Origin of the sequence: Vibrio sp. LB10LO1 (assembly GCF_010092875.1) — a bacterium.
Taxonomy (GTDB): domain Bacteria; phylum Pseudomonadota; class Gammaproteobacteria; order Enterobacterales; family Vibrionaceae; genus Vibrio; species Vibrio campbellii.
Genome location: NZ_JAADJW010000010.1, coordinates 1 through 21059, shown reverse-complemented (window position 1 = coordinate 21059; position 21059 = coordinate 1). Strand labels below are relative to the sequence as shown.

At 45.5% G+C, this 21059-nt stretch carries 15 protein-coding genes; 9 read left to right on the top strand and 6 right to left on the bottom strand.

The features are described from left to right. The first annotated feature begins 4 nt into the window (after positions 1 to 4). Positions 5 to 1009 carry a type III secretion system translocon subunit VopD gene (gene vopD, locus GXP65_RS09155; RefSeq protein ID WP_162092636.1) on the top strand — a complete coding sequence of 335 codons (1005 nt, stop codon included), beginning with the start codon at positions 5 to 7 and terminating at the stop codon, positions 1007 to 1009. Between the two features lie 67 nt (positions 1010 to 1076). Here vopD and GXP65_RS09150 read toward each other — a convergent pair whose 3' ends face one another. Further along, entirely contained in the window at positions 1077 to 1550 is a 474-nt protein-coding gene (locus GXP65_RS09150; protein ID WP_162092635.1) for a GNAT family N-acetyltransferase, read from the bottom strand. Between the two features lie 37 nt (positions 1551 to 1587). Beyond that, positions 1588 to 1959: a zf-TFIIB domain-containing protein gene (locus tag GXP65_RS09145; protein WP_050906477.1), complete on the bottom strand. Its 372-nt coding sequence runs from the start codon at positions 1957 to 1959 to the stop codon at positions 1588 to 1590. Positions 1960 to 2340: 381 nt separating this feature from the next. On the opposite strand from GXP65_RS09145, the gene GXP65_RS09140 reads away from it, so the two are divergent. From GXP65_RS09140 to GXP65_RS09130, 3 genes are all read left to right on the top strand, one after another. Beyond that, on the top strand, positions 2341 to 3078 hold the full coding sequence (locus GXP65_RS09140) for a carbon-nitrogen hydrolase family protein (RefSeq protein WP_162092634.1): 738 nt from the start codon (positions 2341 to 2343) through the stop codon (positions 3076 to 3078). 296 nt (positions 3079 to 3374) lie between these two features. Beyond that, complete coding sequence (locus GXP65_RS09135) at positions 3375 to 3614, top strand: hypothetical protein (RefSeq protein WP_045377997.1); 240 nt, start codon at positions 3375 to 3377, stop codon at positions 3612 to 3614. Positions 3615 to 3774: 160 nt separating this feature from the next. After that, entirely contained in the window at positions 3775 to 5322 is a 1548-nt protein-coding gene (locus GXP65_RS09130) for an arylsulfatase (RefSeq protein ID WP_162092633.1), read from the top strand. 66 nt (positions 5323 to 5388) lie between these two features. On the opposite strand, the gene GXP65_RS09125 is transcribed toward GXP65_RS09130, so the two are convergent. The 3 genes from GXP65_RS09125 to GXP65_RS09115 all read right to left on the bottom strand — a co-directional run bounded on the left by GXP65_RS09125 (position 5389) and on the right by GXP65_RS09115 (position 11386). Continuing rightward, the gene (locus GXP65_RS09125) at positions 5389 to 6519 is read right to left on the bottom strand and encodes an RHS repeat-associated core domain-containing protein (protein WP_043882966.1); all 1131 of its coding nucleotides are present in this window, start codon (positions 6517 to 6519) and stop codon (positions 5389 to 5391) included. Beyond that, positions 6509 to 10201, bottom strand: coding sequence for an RHS repeat protein (locus GXP65_RS09120; RefSeq protein ID WP_162092632.1), 3693 nt, complete (start codon positions 10199 to 10201; stop codon positions 6509 to 6511). The genes GXP65_RS09125 and GXP65_RS09120 overlap by 11 nt, the downstream gene beginning before the upstream one ends. A 66-nt stretch (positions 10202 to 10267) precedes the next feature. Beyond that, entirely contained in the window at positions 10268 to 11386 is a 1119-nt protein-coding gene (locus GXP65_RS09115; RefSeq protein ID WP_162092631.1) for a hypothetical protein, read from the bottom strand. Positions 11387 to 12096: 710 nt separating this feature from the next. Between GXP65_RS09115 and GXP65_RS09110 the strand changes: the two genes are divergently transcribed. The 3 genes from GXP65_RS09110 (at position 12097) to GXP65_RS09100 (ending at position 14905) form a co-directional block, all read left to right on the top strand. Then, positions 12097 to 12432: a zinc ribbon domain-containing protein YjdM gene (locus GXP65_RS09110; protein ID WP_005426222.1), complete on the top strand. Its 336-nt coding sequence runs from the start codon at positions 12097 to 12099 to the stop codon at positions 12430 to 12432. Positions 12433 to 12605: 173 nt separating this feature from the next. After that, entirely contained in the window at positions 12606 to 13073 is a 468-nt protein-coding gene (locus GXP65_RS09105; RefSeq protein WP_162092630.1) for a hypothetical protein, read from the top strand. A 194-nt stretch (positions 13074 to 13267) separates the two neighbouring features. After that, the gene (locus GXP65_RS09100; RefSeq protein WP_162092629.1) at positions 13268 to 14905 is read left to right on the top strand and encodes a methyl-accepting chemotaxis protein; all 1638 of its coding nucleotides are present in this window, start codon (positions 13268 to 13270) and stop codon (positions 14903 to 14905) included. A gap of 467 nt (positions 14906 to 15372) precedes the next feature. On the opposite strand, the gene GXP65_RS09095 is transcribed toward GXP65_RS09100, so the two are convergent. Further along, complete coding sequence (locus tag GXP65_RS09095) at positions 15373 to 15999, bottom strand: helix-turn-helix domain-containing protein (protein WP_162092684.1); 627 nt, start codon at positions 15997 to 15999, stop codon at positions 15373 to 15375. Between the two features lie 498 nt (positions 16000 to 16497). On the opposite strand from GXP65_RS09095, the gene GXP65_RS09090 reads away from it, so the two are divergent. After that, on the top strand, positions 16498 to 17634 hold the full coding sequence (locus GXP65_RS09090; protein WP_162092628.1) for an efflux RND transporter periplasmic adaptor subunit: 1137 nt from the start codon (positions 16498 to 16500) through the stop codon (positions 17632 to 17634). 2 nt (positions 17635 to 17636) lie between these two features. Further along, positions 17637 to 20798 (top strand): efflux RND transporter permease subunit, encoded by a 3162-nt coding sequence (locus GXP65_RS09085; protein ID WP_038889556.1) that lies wholly within the window; start codon positions 17637 to 17639, stop codon positions 20796 to 20798. Positions 20799 to 21059: the final 261 nt, after the last annotated feature.

The following is a 21059-nucleotide window of genomic DNA, read 5'->3' as shown; positions in this document are numbered from 1 at the left end:
AACTATGTTAGATAAAATTAGTAATACTGGACGCGCTGACCTTTACGGTTTGGGTGAACTAGGCAAAACAACTCAGACAGAGAAAACGTCTGAGACTAAAACCGAAGCTGCTGCTATCCGTAGCAGCAATGATAGTGCAGTAACGGGTGCGAAGAACTACCAATTAGATGGGCCAAAAGCGCCTGCGATTGGCGATCAAGCGCGTGTGGTAGAAAAGCTGATGAGCGCGTTGGCTCCAACCGTAAATCTATTAATGCAAACCACAGAAAAAGCACTGAATGGTGAGCAAGTGGTTAAGTCACCATCGGATACCATTTCGCAATCACTGTCTCTGATTACTCTGCTTTACCAAGTGTCTAAGCTAAGCCGTGAGCAACAGGTCCTGCAACGTGAAATTGCCGTTGAAGCAAACGTTGCAAGCATCAAGAGCCAAGCGGAAGAGTTGAACAACTCTGCTAAAGCGATGATCGCGATGGCGGTAGTATCAGGCGTATTGGCTGGTGTGACTGCTATTATCGGTGCCGTGGGTTCTTTCAAAGCGGGTAAAGAAATCAAGGCAGAAGTCGCGAGCAACAATGTATTGAAGACGCAAAAAGCAGGCTTTGATCAGGTTGAAGAGTTAATGGGCAATACTAACTTGTCGAAAACTCAGCAAGATCAAGTGAGACGTGCTCATGCGTTCGCAAAAGATAGCATTACTGACACGACAAATACTTTGGCTAGTGGTGGCCGCAAGTTCGACAAGATGATGGGCGCAAACCAATCGAAGAACGCGGTACTGCAGGGACTTGGCCAAATGGCGAATTCAGCTGCAAATGTAGAGCAAACGAAAGCTCAAGCTCGAAGCAAAGAGGATGAAGTATTAGCAACTCGTGCTCAAGCAGACAAACAGAGAGCCGATGAAAACATTGGCTTCCAAGAAGGTTTGCTAAAAGAGCTGCGTGAGCTTTTCCGCTCTATCGCTGATAGTCAAAACCAAGCATGGCGTGCCTCTATCCCTACGGTATAGGTTTGCTATCAATCATCAAGGCGCTGGGAATACAGCGCCTTTTTTAACTGTTGATGAGGCGAATGATTCAGAGCGCTTTAACCATAAAGAGACAAGGTGTTCCTTCTCCCCAAAAATCTTCGATTTCTTCTAGGGGGTAAAAGCCCAATGCTGTGTAAAAGTGTCTCGTTTTTTCATAGTTCGGATCATTAGCAGAAGCACCTAATGTTTTGACTTGTAACAGCTTCACGGACTTTGCTTTCAACTCCTTTTCAATCGCTTGAAATAAAAGTAGGCCAATACCTTGGCGGTGGTGATCTTTATGTACGGCAAGTACGTGCAGTTCTGCAGAGTAAGCGTTGTGGTAGTTCACAGAGAAAAAACCAACCAGGTTATTACCATTCCAAGTTGTATAAGTATCTAAGGCGTCGATCTCGGCGACATACTCCATCAAAGCTTCTTCGCGGCCAAACCACTCAGGAAGTGTTCTCAATACGCCTTCGCACGCCTTTCCCAATCCTTTTTCAGCTCTTCTCTGTGTTAGCTGAGCTTTAACATCCATGTATTAACACCATTCCTTTGGAGTTCAATGTCACTAATTACACGCGCTCAATCAAGCCGAATTTCTTGAAAAAATCGGATAGGTCGAGTGTCGCTAGATCTTTAAATTCACCAGCGTCATAGAAGCGACCTTTACACGTAGGACAGCTTTCAAACCAGATATGAGGCTGTTTTGGATCGACTAATCGAAGCAGTTGATTGTTTGGGCATACAGGGCAATCGATACGATCAATTGCATTGAAGGCTTTTCCGATTTCTTCGTCACCTGAATCAATCACATCAGCTAACGGCTTCATCGCTTCCACTTCGTAGGCATCGATCCATAAGCCTTTACATTCAGTGCAGCGTTCAACATCGCCTAGCGGAGTTTGCAGTTGTTCAAAGTCAGAATTGCATTTTGGGCATTGCATTTTGTTTTTCCTTTTTATTTTCTAAAGAGAAGTGAGCCTAGTACTCCCAGCTCTCTTTGACGACAAATCAAAATACGACATCTCTCGTGCCATACGTTTTGAATCTTTTTAAGTTGTTGATATTGTTTTCTTAGCAATGACGAGTCCATGATTGCTTGAGCCTAACTAGCAGCGTTCTCGGTGATGGATTCTTTTTAGAGAGCTTCTATCTCCGTTAAATGTCACGCTTTTGAATGAATCCGTTTGTTCATAAACTCATTGCTTATTTGAATGTGTTAAAAGGTATTGAAAAGTTATTTGAATTGAAAGGGTTGGTACGTCGAAGTGAGACGAGTAACCGAACAATCCTATAAATTTGAAAGGTCAGGGAGGTGGCTAAGAGTGAAGGTTGGTGTAGTTCAGATGAGGATGAGTTGGACGGTCCGAGAAAATCTAAAAACAATCGTTTCTCATGTTGAGAGTATGAGGGCGTTAGATGCTCTGGTTTTCCCTGAACTCAGCCTTAGCGGTTTCCATCGCAACATCAAACAGCAATCGGAGCCTCAAACTATTCATCAGGCTATTCAGGCGCTATGTAAGCTTGCTTTCGATTACAAGACCACGCTTTTTATTGGTGCGCCGTTAACGGAAGGCGAGCGTATATTTAACAGCTACCTATGTATCGATGTTAATGGTGACGTCTTGGCGCAATGGAATAAAGTAGGGCTAACGGAAAGTGAGGCCAAGTTCTTTGCAAGAGGCGAAAGACGTGAACTGCTTAACTTGGCGCAATCATCAATAACGAGTGTCATTTGTCGAGAGGTTGATGACATCGAATGGTTTTTATCTGAGGTACAAGAACAAGCCAGTTTGATCCTTTGGCCTAGTTACATCGGTCAACAATCACAAGAGCAGCAAACACAGGGCTACTACGAGCGAGCATCTCTTATTGCAAAAGAAGCGGGCGCCTTCGTCGTGCAATGCAATTGGCCTCATGCCTTGAATGACCCAAATTTGAGAGGGATGGGAGGGAGTCATATTTATGATGATTCCGGCCAATGTATATACACAATGCCCTTCGATAAAGAATCAGTCTGTATCTTGGATTTGAACCAAGGAACGGTAGAGCTTGTAGAGTAGGGCATAAAGGAAGATATTGATAACCTTATTTCAATATACAATAAAGAAATAAACAATTAGTAAATTCTTATTTAGTGTTATTTATCATATGATTTGAGTTAAAACAAAAAGTTATAGTTAATATAACTTTTTGTTTTAATCTTATCTTTGTTAATTTCCTGTCCAATTTGGAAAGGTGATATTTCCTTGTTTGTTTTAACTTCTCTATATCATTATATCGATAAATCTTGAGTAATCATTTTTACTCAAGTTATTAGAAACACACTATTTCAATAATAGAGTAAGAGAGGTTAGTTATGAAAAGGCTGATAATCCTGGGTCTTGCAGTTTGCTTTGGTAACGCAGCAGTTGCTGGTGAAGGCACATACACGGGTACGATCGATATGACTATGCCGCAGGGCAATCAAGTAAAGTATGAGCGTGTGCTTGACTCTAATATCAAGTTAAAAGGGCGGAATGAAGCTCGTGCTGGTGGCTTAGTCACTAAGAGCCAAGTGGATGAGTCTCAGCCTATAGAGTTGAGAGGCCGTAGCTAAACACTCAATATTAATTCTGAAACGGTGGACATATTGAATATATCTGCCGTCAATTTCTATATATAAACAATGCTGTTCTGAAACATGCGTAGTGAGTCTCCTTTTCCTTTTTAAATATTTATTGATTCACTCAACCAAGAACCATTATAGAAATAATATTATGAAGATAAATAAATCTACTCTCACGCTCGCGATGGTGGCCGCCACATCATCAGTAGCAGCCCATGCGGCTTCTAAACCTAATATGCTAGTTATATTTGGGGACGATGTCGGTTATGGCAATATTTCTGCTTATAACCAAGGTATGTTGGGTTATGAGACGCCAAATATCGACCGCATCGCACAAGAAGGGGCGCTATTTACAACTTACTATGCTCAACAGTCGTGCACTGCGGGTCGCAGTACTTTCATCACCGGTCAAATGCCGGCTCGCACTGGCTTAACGAAAGTTGGTCTGCCGGGCGCCGCGCAAGGCATGCAGATGCAAGACATCACCATGGCGACAGCTTTAAAAGACATGGGGTATGCAACGGGCCAGTTTGGTAAGAACCACTTGGGCGACAAAGACGATATGTTGCCAACCAATCATGGTTTTGATGAGTTCATGGGTAACCTGTATCACTTAAACGCAGAAGAAGAGCCCGAGAATCCTGATTACCCGAAAGATCCCGAGTTTCGTAAAAACTTTGGCCCGCGTGGCGTTATCCACTCTTATGCCGATGGCAAAATTGAAGACACAGGGCCACTCACGCGCAAACGTATGGAAACGGTCGATGAAGAGACCCTTGATGCTGCGATGAACTTTATGGAGCGTCAGGTCAAAGCGGATAAGCCATTCTTCTTATGGTACAACGCAACGCGCATGCACATCAGTACTCACGTTAAAGCCGAGCACCGTACAACTGGGCTTGGGGAATACGCAGATGGTATGGTTGAGCACGACAACATGGTAGGTGATTTGCTCGATAAGCTTGATGACTTGAAGATCGCGGATAACACCATTGTTATTTACACCACAGATAATGGCCCAATGAATGCGACATGGCCTGACGCGGCATTTAGCCCATTCCGTGGTGAGAAGAACACTGGTTGGGAAGGAGGCTTCCGCGTACCTGCAATGATTCGCTGGCCTGGTCATATTCAGCCAAATACCAAGCTGAATGATATGTTCGCGAGTGAAGACTGGTTCCCAACGCTACTATCTATTGCAGGTAATGACACCATTAAGCAAGACTTGTTAAAAGGATATAAGTCTTCGTCGGCAGACCAGACTTACAAAAACCATCTTGATGGTTACAACCAAGTTGATTTTATTACGGGCAAAACAGACCAATCAGCCCGTGATGAGTTCTTCTATTGGTCTGACGATGGCGAGCTTCTAGCGATGCGTGACAAACGCTTCAAGATGCACTTTAAGATCCAAGAACATGAAGGCTGGGAAGTGTGGACCAAAGAATTAACGAATCTGCGCCTTCCTATGATTTTCGATCTTCAAGTCGATCCACTTGAGAAGGGCGATCAAGGTTTTGGCTACAAGAAGTGGCAATTTGAGCACGTGTTCTTGTTAGTCCCAGCTCAGCAGAAAGTCGCTGAAATGTTGAAGTCATTTAAAGAGTTCCCTCCAAGACAAGACATTCCGAGCTTCTCCGTCGATAAAGTTATGGAGCAAATGACCAACCTGCGTAAGCTCGAACAAGCCAAAAGCTGATTAAAAAACAAAAGTTGACTAAGAAGAAAAAGCCAGAGTTTTCACACTGGCTTTTCATATCGTGCGCTACGACAAAGGTAATTGACGTATCATTCTTTGCACGTCATTTCCGTATTTGACGCGTTGGCGAGTTTCCTCCAGAGAATACAACTGGGTCTTTCTTGCTTCTGGATTTGCACTTCTTCCTTCCGTCACCATACTCTCTGCTGATGACTTCCCGCTATCTAATCTTCCTGGGATGGTTTTAACCACTGACCAACCAAGACTGCCGATAGAACGTGCGGTCATGATGCCTTGGTAGATGGTGTAGCCACGAGCGCCTACTTTCACTTGACCAAGCAGAATCTTAGTAAAACCGCCGTGAATCGGAGGAGGCGTATAAGTCATGGTTTTGCCGCCTTGTACCATCTTGGTTGCAATCACCTGACCTTCTGAGCTGCCGATCCTCATCGCTGGGTTTGTTTTGCGTGCCCATTCAAGGTTGTACTCGCCGGATGGACGAATTTTGTTCCACAGTCGAGAACCAAGCCCCGGTTGAGTAACATCTTCTAAAGCCCCGCCTGCTCGTACCCAACGTAAGTTTTGTACCGATTTGAAAGCCGAATAGCCGCCACTGACCACGCCAATAATGTCAAATGGAATGGTGGCGATATCCAGTTTACGTGAGATGTCGCCGTCATCAATGATGCCCGACGCAAGCTGGAGCGCACCACTGGTCATGCCTGCAATGCCGCCGATGATACCAGCAGCAAGAACCAAGCTTGAGCCTCCGGTTGGGGCCGCAAGCGCAATCCCGACAATCCCCGCAATGATACCGAACGCACCAAACAAGATTTTACTGATGTTCAAGTGGCCACTTGGGTCAGTAAAGTTAATTGGGTCGTTGTGACAGTATACGTAAGCGTTGTGCACGCCCTCGCTAAATGGCGCTAGACTGTCTGGGGCGTTAAAGCGCATCAACTTCGGCTGGTAGACACGATAACCTTGACCTAGGTGATAACCCTCAAGTACCGGATCCAACCATTCGCCGTTAAAGCCTAAGTGTGAAGGGGAGACCGTCATCGATTGTGCCATTGCAAGACGCACAGAAGTTGGCAGTAATGAAATGCCACCCGCCACTGCACTGGTTTGGCCGATTTTAATCAGAAACTCACGTCGATTAAGCGGAGTAATGAATACAGAATCTTTATTGCTCATTGGTATTTCCCACCTGTTCGCGTTGTCCATATGGAGAGTAGCGGTACATCGAGCCAGTTTGACCAGCTGTGTTGGAAGCGATAACAGAGCCGTTTTGATCGGTTGCTAGCATAGAGACCACAGAACCTTGCTCTGACCATTTCGGCACGCCATCATCGTAGATGTAGTGAGTGACGCTGCCATTTTCTTCGATAGACGCGAGGTCACTCCACAAATACTCAAACTGACGACTTTCGGAGCCAGAATGTTGTCGGATTAGGCGATCATTACTGTCGTATGAGTATTGCCATTCTGTATTGCCGGACAGCACGCTAGTGAGTTTGTCGAAGTGGTCGTAACGAAGCTCTCGACCTTCGGCATCCTGAATCATGTTTCCGTTCTGGTCATATTTCAGTACGGTTTGACTAGGAAGTTGAGGGTGCGTGTGAGTGATGCGTGTTAACTGTGTTGGATCATCCGCTTCGTAGTAGTAATTCGCGAAGTCTTGGGACTCGTTGGTTACGCAGCGTTGAGTCAACATATTGCCTAGGTCATCGTGGCTCCATTCAAGGAATACGATAGGCTGCCCCCAATCACTGAGCGGACCACTACCTAAGAAATCGACACGTTTTAGCTGCGAGAGTGAATCATAGGTGTACGTCTCCGTTACCTTGCCCTGCGTCGCGCATTCTTTTTCGCGAGAGCAAAGCAAACCAAGTTCGTTGTAGTCTTGAGACTGCTCAAAGATATAAACGTCGTTGAGTGCCACCGCGCGGTTGATTTCGCGGCTGTATTCATCCCATTCAATCTCGGTGATTTGTGTTTGATTGCCGGATGTCAAACGCTCTTCAATAACGCGATCAAACTGATCGTATTCGTATTCGACAGTAGCGTTATCCGTACTGAGTTTGACCAATCGGCCAAGCTCATCGTAACCAAACTGACGGCTATCACGCGCACCTTGAATGGAGGAAATCACGCCGCCTTTTGAGTAAGCATATTGGCGGATACTTCCATCATGCTGTTCAAACTCAGGTAGGCCTGTTGAGGAATACGTGATCGTGCTGCGACTGCCGTTGTTATCTTGGCTGCCCGTTGGTAGGCCAGAAACGGGATCGTATTGGTATGTCGTTAACTGATCGCCGGATTCTTTCTCGTTGAGAACGCCTAATTGATCATCACGAGTAAAGCGTCTTGTTGGCGCAGACAAGCTGGTTTCCGTTTCTGGAATATTACTGCTATCTGCGTACGTCCAAGCTAAAGAAGCTCGATTGCTCGCCCCTCGACGAAGCTCAAGAGGTCGTCCCAACCCGTCTACGTCACGCTGACCAACGATCTGCGAACCGATCTCTAGTTTGGTGACTTGCGTTTGATCAGTATGCGCTGCGTAGGTGATCTGCTGAGCCACATTGTTAGCTTGAGTAATATGAATCGCACGATCAAACTTATCGTATTGATAGCTTTTCGATTGACTCGCAGGATCGGTTTCTTTTTTCAGTCGACCCCAAGCGTCGTATTCATAATGCCAAACACGATCACCCTGTTGTTTCCTATCTTCCAATCCCCAACTGTTTAAATTGCTAACTGTTAACGCTAAGCCCTCAATGCCTTGTGTTTTTTGACGGCTTGCAAGGTTGTTAAACGCAATGTGACGATTGCCATTCGGCAGCGTAGTGGCTTTAACCTGACCCCAATCGTCGTATTCATACCTTTCAGTTTGAGTGACAGAAATCGAGCGTGCATTTTTATCGGGAAGATCATCAAATGAGCTCTTACTTTCTAGGCGACCGAGCGCGTCGTACTCTTTCTTCCAAGTGGTTGTGTTGCCAAGTTTCGCTTCTAACTCTCTGCCTTGGCCATCCCAACTCTGTTCGCATAAGTTGCCTTTACAGTCCGTCAGCACCAAAGTTTGTCGAGCTTGGGTTGTATCGACAAGGTATTGGTATGATCGTGCTGCACTGCCATCAATACGTTCGGTTTTAGTGCGACGTAGCGAGTCATATTCAAAGCTACAGCGAACACCATCTGCGTCTACGTGATGAGCGATTTCGCCGATATCAAAATAATGGCCGACAACGACGTTAGTTTTGGTGTTGTCGTGGCACACCAGTTCTTCATGTTCCTCGACCGTCTCATTGCCCAAGGTGTACTTATAGCTTGAGGTTTTTGAGAAGGTACCATCTGCATGTATGATATCGTTCTTGATTGATGCTAAACGACCTAAAGAAAACGCCTCGTCTTTATCCTCGTGGTAGCGGTAATGGCTTTGGTAGCGGTCATGAGCATTTTCTAAGCGCAGTACGACATCCTTTTGGTTGTTGAAACCAGTCGTTTCACCGTACTCATAGGAGATCTTACGTTCTTCAGATCCATTACTTAGGGTACGAGACTTCACAAAGTTCACCATGCCAGAAGGCGAAGCAGGGCAGCCAGACTCCCCTTTTGACGAGTAATATTCATAAAACTCAGTGATGTTGTTTTCATCTTTGAAAGACAACATGTTGCCGTATTGATCGTAATCCCAATGACGAGTTTGTAGATGGCTATCTTCACCCGATGACCACTTCTGCTCTTCTTTGTTGATTAAGGCATACTGAGCTGGCTGGTTGGCAAAATTCTCATTGTTACGCGCTGGATAGCCAAGCGTCTTGAGGTGAACAACTTCATTGTTTACTAGGCGTTCTTCTCTAACCAGCAAGTGGAATTGGTTGTAAGTTTGAATGGTCTTAATCGTCCCACCTTCCACTTTTTGTACTTGGTATGCGTATTCGAACCCACGTTCAAGAAGGTTATCGATGCCTTCACCTAAGCTACCGCCCTGAACGCCGTAGCCCATAAAGTTGCGGCTATCGGAATTTACGCGGTCATACTCCGTGGTAATAATGGGCGAGTTTCGAGTCAGTACACGATGAGAAGTCACCGCTGGGAGATAAGTGTTGGTGTTGACTCTGATCCCATTTGCTTCATAGGCAAGTTGCTCAAGCATCCCACAAGGGTGGGTGACACTCTGAATTAGGTTATAAGCCCCAATCGTTTTGTAGCCAAAGTCATAGCTACCTGCATCTTCGGATAGGTTACATTGAACAAGGTTATTATTGTTCAAAATAAGGCTGAAATACGCTTCGTGTGCACTGCCAATGTTGGTGAAAATATTCACTCTGCCCGGATTCACGTGGACGATAAGCAAAAGTGGTTGGCTCTCAGATGTGCGGTCATCCCAGACTTTGTTCAGGCGTTTTTCTGAGCCGATGTTTAACCAAGAAAAATGCAAAGCATGGCCATCACTTTGAATGATTTTAATTAGGTTACCGTGATCATCTAAGATGTCTTTACGACCATTTCGATAAGTAATTTCATAACCGCTGGCATCGCCTTTTACGGAGAAATCGAGCAGCTTCTTGTAGCGGAGATCAAGTTTGTAGTTTGCACCTAATTCAGCTCGATAAGACTGTCCATTCGCAAGATGCAGTTGCTTATTTTTTAGATCGTATCTTGGAATGTTTAACTTCCAACCTTTGCCGAAGCCTAGGTTATCTGTCGAGTAGGGAGAAAATTGCAGAGCGATATCAAGGTTAGGGCCTTTTAGCCAGTTGCCGACTAAGGAACCGAGAAGAATTTGATAGGAGTAGCTTCTTGTTCTTTGGTCTACGCCCCCTGAACAAAAACTATCAAAGTTAAACGCATTTGAAGTCCAATTAGACATAGTGCCTCCTTTAAGGCGAAAGTTAGCCCAGCGAGTGTGGGCTAACGTTTTTCTAAGGCCGAGAAATTATTGGTTAACTAGGTTCCATTTGGTGTAGTCCCACTTCTGACCACCGCCGCTAAATTGGCTTTGAGGGTAAGTCAGTTTAAGACGCGCTTTGTTTCCGTACTGGTCATAAGCGGTGAAGCGGTACTCTTTTTGAGAGTCATTAATTGATGTGTTACCAGAGAAAAGCAGCTGACTTAGCGTCACAGAACGCAGCTTTTGGTTAACGCGCCACGTTGCCGTACGGCCTTGGCTAGCAGCGCTGTTCCATACGTATTCGTCTGAAACCGTGCGCTCTCTCCCTGGTTCAAAGATGTAGCCTTTGACTGAGCGGAATCCGTTTGGACAATCACCGTAACAGCCAAGCCATTCGTCTCGTAAAAAGACCTTGTCGTTGTTCGACTCTTCCCAGTTATCCATGGCAACTTTGGTCATGGTGATGGAAGTGTCTGTTGGTGTGATGTAGAAGTTACGAATTTCTGCCTTTTCAAAGTAGAAGCCGTCACCGTCGTCTTTCCAAACTCTTTCACCTGTACCAATGTCGGCAAACTCAGAAGCACTGTACTCTTTAGGTTGCACACCTTGGTAGAGCGCACTTTCATCGTATGGGTAGGCACAGCTGTCGTAGACGTTGCCACCCTCGAACTGGATTTGTGCACAAACTTGGCGATATTGAGCGGTTTCGTTGCCATATACCCAAGCTGTCAGCTTGTTGGATGCCGTTGAAAGAACGCGTGAGTTAGGAAGGCTTTCAGCACTGCGATACGCGCCGCTGATTTGGTGTGCGTAGTCATTCTCGTTGTATGTGTAGCCCCAACAGTCGCGGCCATAGCTACAGTCTTTGTCTCTGCCTAGTTGGACATCATTGCTCTTTAGGTAAAACGAAATCGAATTCTTTACTTCGTCGTTGCTTACCGTCACTGGTTGACCGTATCGGTCAGCGAAGGCAACCGTAACATTCAGCTTTGATTGCATTTTCCCATTCGCATAAAAAGGCATCGGGGCCCCAAGGCTTTCATTGTGGTCAGCGCTGAGTGTGATCGACGAAACCTCATAGCTGCTATTAATTGCCGCGAACGTTGATGCGGAAAGTAGAGTTAATGGCAGTGTGATGAATAAATTCTGCTTTAAATTGCCCATTATTATTCCCTCATGGTTGGAAGCGTATTCGATACGATTCCTTTTTTGGTTGTTATTAACTTCTTTGTTATTTAGGTGTTTTCGACTTTGTTTCTAACTTAATTAGAGATTCTTGAGCCTCTTGTTAGTACATCGTCGAGGTCAGATTAAGGGGGAAGTTATGGGGTTTGCAAAAAGGGCAGTTCGGGTTTTGGTTGAAATGGTGGTGAAAAGTTATTCCATTAAAAATCAATAACTTGATAATTTATCCTTGAGTTATATTCAAAGTGATTCAAGACTCAATAGCCGTTTTTTTTAATTCTTGATGGCAACTTCAATTCTTTTTATAAAAAGAGGTTTTGATATTTGTTGTCAGCCGAAATTTAATGATTTTTTCCTGATTTAATTATCAATTAACTTGTTTAATATGTGAGCGTAATAGCCCCAGGTTTATGAATGTTTTTATTTTTTGGCCAACGGATTGTTGAACAGAGAAATAGTATTTTGACGAAAGTTACGAGAGCAAAAATTCTTGTTAGTCTGTTTTGGTTAAAAAAACAGCAAATACTTACAGCGGAAGAGAAAGGTGTGTGCTCAGTTATTGGAAGATATAACCATTCTAGTACGGGGATATCGAGAATAAGCTGGGCTAGCGTTTTTTGACAAATCTACTCGATAAGGTGAGCAATACCCTTTACCATAACGGCAAATTCATTAGCTCGTAATTACTTATGTCTCTACCTCCTTGCCCAAATTGTAACTCAGAATACGTTTACCCAGACCAAGACCATCTTGTTTGCCCGGAGTGTGCTTACGAGTGGAACCCGACTCAGGCGGCAGACGAAGATGCCGTAAACGTGAAGGATGCCAACGGCACGTTGCTGCAAGAAGGTGATAAGGTCACGTTAGCGAAAGACTTAAAAGTAAAAGGCAGCTCGCTGGTACTTAAGATCGGCACCAAAGCGGTGATTCGTCGCATCAAGGATGGCAAAGATCATCAGCTCGACTGCAAAGTTGATGGCGCTGGCGAGATGATGGTGACAGCGCAGTTTGTAAAGAAAGCGTAATTTAAAGTCACTCGGAACCCAACTTTCCAACAGCCTCAATAGCGATATTGAGGCTGTTTTCTTTCTGTTTCATCATTCCTCAGTATGTGTCTCAAAAGCCAGCCACACATTTGCCCTTTGGCGTGCCATTCTTAATCTTGTCTGATTCGTTTTTTATCTTTGTAGGGAAGGGCATGAAGGAATACGCACCGGAGTATACGAAAAAAGAAAAGCTGGTACGGCTCATTGCGATAGGCATCATTGGTGTGGCTTTTGGTGCATGGTTCAAGTTAAAGGGGGTGCCCTATTTGGTGTCTATTACTGTGGAGCCTCAGTGTTTTGAGTTTTTGGGTATGCAAGGCGCGGAGTTTTTGGCGCACTTACTGCTTTTTTGGATGCCACTTTCCACGTTTTTGCTCGCCTCTTTATTTATGTTGCCTCCAGGTGTGCGCGGCTTAATCGATGGCCAGTTTCCACCCAAAGGTATGAAGGTATTTAGGCCCACAGTGATTCGAAGGGGCAAGCTTGGTACGTTCAAATCGTTGGGCCATTTCCTGTTACCGCTATTGTGTTTGGGTTTCTCCGTGTGGGGCTACTCGAAAGTTGAACCCATGATGGCGATATTTCAATCTAATCAAAATGTCTCGTTGTGCACTGACTGATTTTCGAAATTAGTCATTTGTGATCTTGCTTCCTAGGGAAATAGTCTAATAAATCAGTTGGTTGTTCGATTTGAAGTCTTGGTCGTAAAGATAGAAATAATTATAATGCGTTGCACTGTATGTGGAATTACTTGTCCTATCTCTTTGTTATAATTGGGCGCGATATTGAACAATATAACAAAAGGTATCTATTCATGTTCAGCAACCTGTCTATCAAGCAAAAGATAGTGCTCCCTCTATCTTTGATGATTGCATTACTGACCATTAGCTCGGTATTAAATGTTCTTACCATGTGGAAACAAACGGAGCTAAGCGACACACTTAATGAGCAAATCATTCCAAACCTATTCACGATAGAAGATGCCTACCGCGATCTTTATCAAGCGACTTCTGCTATCCAAGCCCTAGCGTTGGCAGAAACACAGCAAGAGATCGAGCATCACCTTTTTGAATATAAAGACAATGCGTACAAAGCTTTACCACGAATGCAGAAAGCGCTCGAACTGACTCAAGCTGGTCTTCTGCCTGCCCATCAAACAATGGAAATTAATAAGCTTGTGTCATTGGGTCAGAAATGGCTCGATAGCTATGAAGAGATGATTCACAGCCCGCAAGCAGAATGGCCAAGTTACTACAGCGAGCACAAAGGCCTATTTGATACCCAGTTTGTTGCCGTTCGCAAGCAGTTAAACGTGGTTAAAGATGCGATTGAAGTTAAGCAAAAGGCGTTGAAGTCGGAGATCAATGCAGCAGGTCTGCGTGCAGAGTTCATTCTAGAGGCGGGCATTGCCATCGTGATTATTGCGGCACTGGGTATGATGGTATTGCTGCTTAAAACCGTGGTTAAGCCAATCAACGATATCAAAGAGGCGATGGTGCAAATTGCCTCTGGTGAAGGCGATCTAAGTCAGCGTATTAACATCCATTCTCAGGATGAAATCGGTCAATTGGCTGGTGGTTTTAACCAGTTCGTGACTAAGATCCAAGCGACGGTGTCACAAGTAGTAGAAAGCTCGAACACGCTTCGTCATGAAATGAGCAACTTGAACTCTCTTACGTCGACGATTGCTAGCTCAACCGTTGATCAGCAACGTGATAGTGAAGCCGTGGCAGCGGCAGTGCATGAAATGCAGGTGACCAGCCGTAACGTAAGTGATAGTGCGACAGAAGCGGCATTAGCAAGCCAAACGGCGAATGAAGAGCTGTCCAATACTAACGTGATTTTGGAACAAACTGTTGCTGCGATTCGTGATCTTGCGGGCGAGATTGAGAGTGCAAGCCAAGTGATCAATACGTTAGACAGCGATGTGAGTAACATTGCGTCGGTATTGGACGTTATCCGTGGTATCGCTGAGCAAACCAACTTATTAGCATTGAATGCAGCGATCGAAGCGGCACGTGCGGGTGAACAAGGTCGTGGCTTTGCTGTGGTAGCGGATGAAGTGCGTTCCCTAGCGAGCCGCACGCAAAAGAGCACTGGCGAGATCCAAACCATGATCGAGAAGCTGCAAGCTGGTGCTGCTCAAGCGGTGGAAGTGATGCAGGGCAGTAAAACCAGCAGCGAAGACACCATTCAATCGGCAGGCTTGGCGACAGAATCTTTGGCTGAAATCCTCAACGCGATCGCACGTATGAACGAGATGAACACGCACATTGCAACAGCAGCGGGTCAACAAAGCTCAGTGAGTGATGAAGTGAACAGCAACGTTCAAGGTATCGCAGACAGCAGTACGTCGATTGTGGATGTGGTTAGTCAAGCGCAACAGTCTTTGTCTATGTTGTCTGAGCAAACTCAGCAGCTAGACAAACAAGTTAGTCAGTTCCGCGTTTAACCCTAGTGAGTATTGGCTAAAATAAAAGAGAAAAGGCACCTTTGATTATCAAAGGTGCCTTTTTTAAAAATATTTTACTGACGCTAGTACTTCAATATACACAGCGGAAAGACATGTTCGATAAGGTTCTTTTGGCTCTACCAAAGAAAAAGACGTTACATTGTTCATCAATATAGTAGGCACGGTTGTATCTGACACTTACCGGCTTGTCATGACCCAGAACAATATAGTCTTTCCCTTTCGATTTGGAATACTCGTAGTGATATTCCATGGATTGGTAGTTCTCTTCGCCAGAATCAAGTTCAGAGTAGTGAATTTGGGAGTCTATGTGGCTTTTGTACAGCTCGGTATAAGTTGTCCAACGGTATCCTATTGCCTCTACTTTCCCAAATAGCTGAACCTTTGAATGGTGTGTGATAAATAATAGAACGCCATTTAACACGACCAAGAAGGCTAATGTCTTGTATTTATGGGCATTCAAGTAAGAGCTGATCTTTGTGGTAAATACATTCATGGTTATCTATCGTTAGCGTGATTGTGCCATCTTTCGAACGGTTCATTTCTGGGTAAGGTTCTGCTTTCAACACTTGTTCGAAATCATGTTGGTAGTAAAGTGCTCTTGCTGTTTCCCAAATATTGAAAAGAGTGGCAAATAAAGTGATGGCAAATATCACATTCCAAACCTTGCTATTCTGTTTACCCACGAGCCTCGGTGCCAGCTCTTCTGATTTAGCTTTTGGCTGAGAAACTGGCTCTTCCAGAGCAAATTCAAAACTGAGGGAGTAGCCAACTCCAGGGGTGTTAACCAGAATGGTTTTGTCGTTGTCTTCCAGCGTTCGTCGAGTGCGGTTTATCAGTTGAGGCAAACTCTCTTGCGAGATGTGCTCATAGCCCCAAACTTGCTGAATAATCTCTTTATTGCTGAGCGTGTTTGGATACGCATCAACAAGGCAATTTAACAGCGCTTTTTGCTTATTCGTCAGCTTAACCGTTTCTTGTTCTTCTGCTTTGCCATTCAAAGGGGATGGCTGTAAATAGTGAGTCGTCCTGTCCCAATTAAATCTCCCTACTACTACTTGATTTCGGCTTTTCATCATCAATTAATTTAGTATGGTAGCTTGTTTAGGGGGAGCGAATTATAGGGAAATGAAGAAGGAAATCAACGTCCATATTTGAAAATTAATTACGCAAAGCGAAGCGTAAATGTTCAGTTTATGATTCAATGTTAACCAGGTGTAAATGTCATTCAATGTCACTTTGTTATCATTTCAGTTTATGTTCTGGTTATATTAATTTCTCTCCAAGATATTTTTTTATTGACGCTCTTTGTCACGAATTCTTTCGTTTTGTCTACTCTTTTTTCTTGTTTTTATTGAGAAAAGTGTGATTTTGATTGCTCACAGAAAATTTATTTTTCCAATAAAAAAGAGGCTGAATTGAGATATCAATAACAGCTTTAGAACAAACATTTTTGTCTATCGTAAAGAGCGGTAAATTTTGTTGTATGTACAACATTGAGTAATTATCATCCCGACTAATATTTGCTGACTTTTTATTGAGTCGCGTTTTTTAGTTAGGAAGAGAGAATTTTCATGACACGTAGAACCACGCTATCGCTCTTGATTGCGTCGAGCCTATTATTGGTCGGGTGTGAACAGAGCCAAGAAGGACAAGCGCAAGGTGGTCCAGTGCCGACACCAGAAGTGACGGTAATGACGGTTGAACCTGTTCGCCAAGCGCTAACAGTAGAACTGCCGGGCCGTAGCCGAGCGTTTAAAGAAGCAGAAGTTCGCCCTCAGGTAACGGGTATTATTTCTGAGCGTAATTTTGAAGAGGGTGGTGTGGTTGAGCAAGGTCAATCCCTTTACCAGATCGACGATTCTACGTTCCAAGCAGACCTATTAAGCGCAGAAGCTGAACTGATCCGTGCTCAAGCATCGGAAGAATCGACGTACTCAACAGTTCGTCGTTACCGCGCGTTGATCACCAAGAAATCGATCAGCCAACAAGATCTAGATGAAGCAGAAGCGGCGTACAAAGAAGCGAAAGCGCAAGTGTTGGTAGCGAAAGCGAGAATCAACACGGCGAAGATCAATCTGTCTTACGCACAAGTGAAAGCACCAATCAGCGGTGTGATCAGCAAGTCTAACGTAACGGCGGGTGCGCTGGTAACGGCAAACCAAGCGGCGACGTTAACGACTATCCAACAGCTAGACCCAATCAATGTTGATATCGTGCAATCTTCTGCTCAATTACTCCGTTTGAAAGCAGCGATGTCACAAGGTCACTTGCAAAAAGACGAATCCGCTCAAGTGACACTAACGCTTGAAGATGGTTCGACTTACGCGCACAAAGGCACGATGAAGTTTACTGAAGTGAACGTAGATGAAAGCACAGGCAGCGTAACGTTACGTGCAGAATTCGCGAACCCTGATGGCTTATTGCTACCAGGCATGTTCGTGCGCGCAACGGTAACGGTAGGTGTGGACCCTGTGGCGATTCTTATCCCACAAAACACAGTTACGCGTGATGCAACAGGCAAAGCCTCAGTCATGACTGTGGGTGCGGACAACAAAGTGTCTATCACTCCAGTGACGACGGCAGAGTCTATTGGGAACCAATGGCGTATCACAGAAGGTTTGAAAGTGGGTGATAAAGTCATCACAACCGGCCTACAGATGATCCAACCGGGTAACCCAGTGACCATCCAATCAGGTGAGCAGGCATAATCATGGCACGATTCTTTATCGATCGTCCGGTATTTGCTTGGGTACTTGCGATTCTGACCATGTTGGCGGGCGTGATGTCCCTGTTCAACTTGCCGGTTTCTCAATACCCGACGATTTCACCGACCACGATCTCTATCAATGCCCGTTACCCTGGTGCTTCTGCGAAAACCGTAGAAGACTCAGTGACTCAGGTTATCGAGCAAAACATGACGGGTCTGGACTACCTACGCTACCTAAATTCGAGCAGTGATGCGTTTGGTAACGCGACCATTACGCTGACGTTTGATAGCGAAGCCGATCCAGATATCGCGCAAGTTCAGGTGCAAAACAAACTGCAATTGGCGATGACGTCGCTTCCAATGGAAGTACAAAGCCAAGGTATCATCGTAAACAAATCCAACACCTCATTCTTGATGGTTGTGGCGGTTTACTCTGAAGACCCTGACTTCACAGAAAACGACATCGGCGACTTTGTTGTTACCAATATTCAAGATCCGATCAGCCGTGTAACGGGTGTAGGTCAAGTGCAAGCGTTTGGTTCTCAATACGCTATGCGTGTTTGGCTAGACCCATTCAAACTGACTCAGTTCAACCTAACGGCAATCGACGTTGCGAACGCTATTCGTGAGCAGAACGCTCAGGTTTCTTCTGGCCAGTTGGGTGCTGCACCTGCACAAAAAGGTCAGTTGCTTAACGCGACGATCTCTTCAGCAAGCCGTCTAACCAGTGTGGCTGAATTCAGAAACATCATTCTGAAATCAGAAGCGAACGGTTCGAACGTTTACTTGAAAGACGTGGCGCGTGTTGAGCGCGGCGCAGAAAGCTACGATATCAAAGGTCAGTACAACGGTTTCCCAGCGGCAGGTCTTGGTATCTCGCTAGGTACTGGTGCGAACGCGCTAGAAACGGCAGAAGCAGTAAAAGAACGCCTTGGCCAGTTAAGTGCGACTTTCCCTGATGGCTTGAAGATCGCTTACCCGTTTGAGACAACGCCATTCGTTGATGCGTCGATTAAAGAAGTAATCAAGACACTGCTTGAAGCGATCGTGTTGGTATTCTTGATCATGTACCTGTTCTTGCAGAACTTCCGTGCAACGATCATCCCAACGATTGCGGTTCCGGTGGTATTGTTGGGTACGTTCGCGATCCTTTACGCGACCGGCTTTAGTGTTAACACCTTAACCATGTTTGCGATGGTTCTGGCAATCGGCTTGCTGGTGGACGATGCGATCGTTGTGGTAGAGAACGTGGAACGTGTAATGCACGAAGACGGTCTCGATCCAAAAGAAGCAACCAAGAAGTCGATGGGGCAGATCACTGGCGCGCTAGTGGGTGTTGGTTTGACGCTGTCTGCGGTATTCGTACCGATGGCGTTCATGTCTGGATCAACTGGTGTTATCTACCGCCAGTTCTCTATCACCATCGTAGCGGCGATGACGCTCTCGGTATTGGTGGCGATCATTCTTACTCCGGCACTTTGTGCGAGCTTGCTAAAGAAAGGCGATGCAGAATTTTCGGATAAGAAAGGCTTCTTCGGCTGGTTCAACCGTAAGTTTGATGCGGCAACGGCGGGTTACGAAGCGGGCGTAGCGAAAATGCTAAAACGCACCGGTCGCATGCTATTGGTGTTCGCGGCGATGAGTGCGGGCGCAGGTTGGTTATTCATGAACCTACCGACGTCTTTCCTACCGGATGAAGACCAAGGTACTGTGTTCTCAATGGCAATTTTGCCACCGAACTCGACTCAAGAGCAGACTGAAAAGACACTAGAAAAAGTCCGTAACTACTTCCTAGAGGAAGAGAAAGACAATGTTAAATCTGTCTTCTCGGTTGCGGGCTTCAGCTTTGCGGGTCAAGGTCAGAACATGGGTATGGCGTTTATCGGTCTGAAAGATTGGTCAGAACGTGAAGCTCCAGGTTCAGATGCGGCTTCGCTAACTGGTCGTGCGATGGGTTATTTCTCAACGATTAAAGAAGCAATGGTGTTTGCGTTTGCACCACCAGCGATTCAAGAGTTGGGTAACGCGACTGGTTTCGACTTCTACCTACAGGACTCAACCGGTAACGGTCACGAAGCGCTTGTAGCGGCTCAATACCAAATCCTAGGTATGGCAGCACAAAACCCGAAATTGGTGGGCGTGCGTCCAAACGGTCAGGCAGATGCACCGATGTACCAAGTTCATATCGACCACGTGAAATTGCGCGCGCTTGATGTGAGCATTAACGATGTAAACCAAATCCTAGCTTCTGCATGGGGTGGTGCGTACATCAACGATTACATCGACCGCGGACGCGTGAAGAAGGTAATGGTGCAGAGTGACGCAGAACACCGCATGCAGCCGAAAGACTTCGACTCTTGGTACGTGCGTAACTCACAGGGCGAAATGGTGCCATTCTCGGCATTTGCAACGGGTGAGTGGACTTACGGTTCTCCACTATTGCAACGCTTTAACGGTCTACCTGCGATGAACATCCAAGGTGGCGCGGCTCCGGGCGTAAGTACCGGTGAAGCGATGGCAGAAATCGAAGCCATGGTAGAGAAACTGCCTCCTGGCTTTACGGTGAACTGGAACGGCATCTCTTACGAGGAACGTCTGTCTGGTAACCAAGCGCCAATGCTTTACGCGCTGTCGATTCTGGTTGTCTTCCTTGTACTAGCAGCACTTTATGAGAGCTGGTCAGTACCATTCGCGGTTGTGCTTGTAGTGCCTCTAGGTGTGCTAGGTGCGGTACTTGCAGTAATGACTCGCGGTATGGATAACGACGTATTCTTCCAAGTAAGCTTATTGACCACTGTTGGTTTGGCAACGAAGAACGCGATTCTTATTGTGGAATTTGCGAAGGAATACTACGAGAAAGGCGCGGGCTTGATTGAAGCAACGCTGCACGCAGTACGTGTTCGTCTTCGTCCTATCATCATGACCTCGCTTGCGTTTGGTCTGGGTGTAGTGCCACTGGCAATCAGTGCGGGTGTAGGCTCTGCGGGTCAAAACGCGGTAGGTACAGGTGTACTTGGCGGTATGGTAAGTGCGACCTTGCTTGGTATCTTCTTCGTGCCGGTGTTCTTCGTCGTGGTTGAGCGTTTGTTTGACCGCCGCGCGAGAAAAGAAGCACAAAAAGAGCAAGTGGAATCTACTTCACAACCAACGGCAAGCCAAGAGTAGGACTTAGCCCTAGAGACTAAGTTATACTATTGCTAATAAGTACAAGAAAAGGGCGCTTCGGCGCCCTTTATTTTTGGATTCAATTGGATAGTTTGGGTTTGAGGTGAAATACTGAGCCAAGAGCGTGTGGCAATTAGATTCCTGATCTCGCCTAGGCTCGTCGGAATGACGGGGTATTGTTCTCTCGGTTATGTTTCTCGTCATTACCGAAAGCGACGAAGGAGCGTAGTCGGGAATCTCTTGTAAGCACAGGGCCGTTGG

Excerpts from the sequence above, each read along its gene's own strand:
- GXP65_RS09135 (WP_045377997.1), top strand. The coding sequence starts at position 3,375 with ATGAAAAGGCTGATAATCCTGGGTCTTGCAGTTTGCTTTGGTAACGCA.
- GXP65_RS09125 (WP_043882966.1), bottom strand. The coding sequence starts at position 6,519 with ATGAGCAATAAAGATTCTGTATTCATTACTCCGCTTAATCGACGTGAG.
- GXP65_RS09110 (WP_005426222.1), top strand. The coding sequence starts at position 12,097 with ATGTCTCTACCTCCTTGCCCAAATTGTAACTCAGAATACGTTTACCCA.
- GXP65_RS09100 (WP_162092629.1), top strand. The coding sequence starts at position 13,268 with ATGTTCAGCAACCTGTCTATCAAGCAAAAGATAGTGCTCCCTCTATCT.
- GXP65_RS09115 (WP_162092631.1), bottom strand. The coding sequence starts at position 11,386 with ATGGGCAATTTAAAGCAGAATTTATTCATCACACTGCCATTAACTCTA.
- GXP65_RS09090 (WP_162092628.1), top strand. The coding sequence starts at position 16,498 with ATGACACGTAGAACCACGCTATCGCTCTTGATTGCGTCGAGCCTATTA.
- GXP65_RS09105 (WP_162092630.1), top strand. The coding sequence starts at position 12,606 with ATGAAGGAATACGCACCGGAGTATACGAAAAAAGAAAAGCTGGTACGG.
- GXP65_RS09130 (WP_162092633.1), top strand. The coding sequence starts at position 3,775 with ATGAAGATAAATAAATCTACTCTCACGCTCGCGATGGTGGCCGCCACA.
- GXP65_RS09095 (WP_162092684.1), bottom strand. The coding sequence starts at position 15,999 with ATGAAAAGCCGAAATCAAGTAGTAGTAGGGAGATTTAATTGGGACAGG.
- GXP65_RS09150 (WP_162092635.1), bottom strand. The coding sequence starts at position 1,550 with ATGGATGTTAAAGCTCAGCTAACACAGAGAAGAGCTGAAAAAGGATTG.
- GXP65_RS09145 (WP_050906477.1), bottom strand. The coding sequence starts at position 1,959 with ATGCAATGCCCAAAATGCAATTCTGACTTTGAACAACTGCAAACTCCG.
- GXP65_RS09085 (WP_038889556.1), top strand. The coding sequence starts at position 17,637 with ATGGCACGATTCTTTATCGATCGTCCGGTATTTGCTTGGGTACTTGCG.
- GXP65_RS09120 (WP_162092632.1), bottom strand. The coding sequence starts at position 10,201 with ATGTCTAATTGGACTTCAAATGCGTTTAACTTTGATAGTTTTTGTTCA.
- vopD (WP_162092636.1), top strand. The coding sequence starts at position 5 with ATGTTAGATAAAATTAGTAATACTGGACGCGCTGACCTTTACGGTTTG.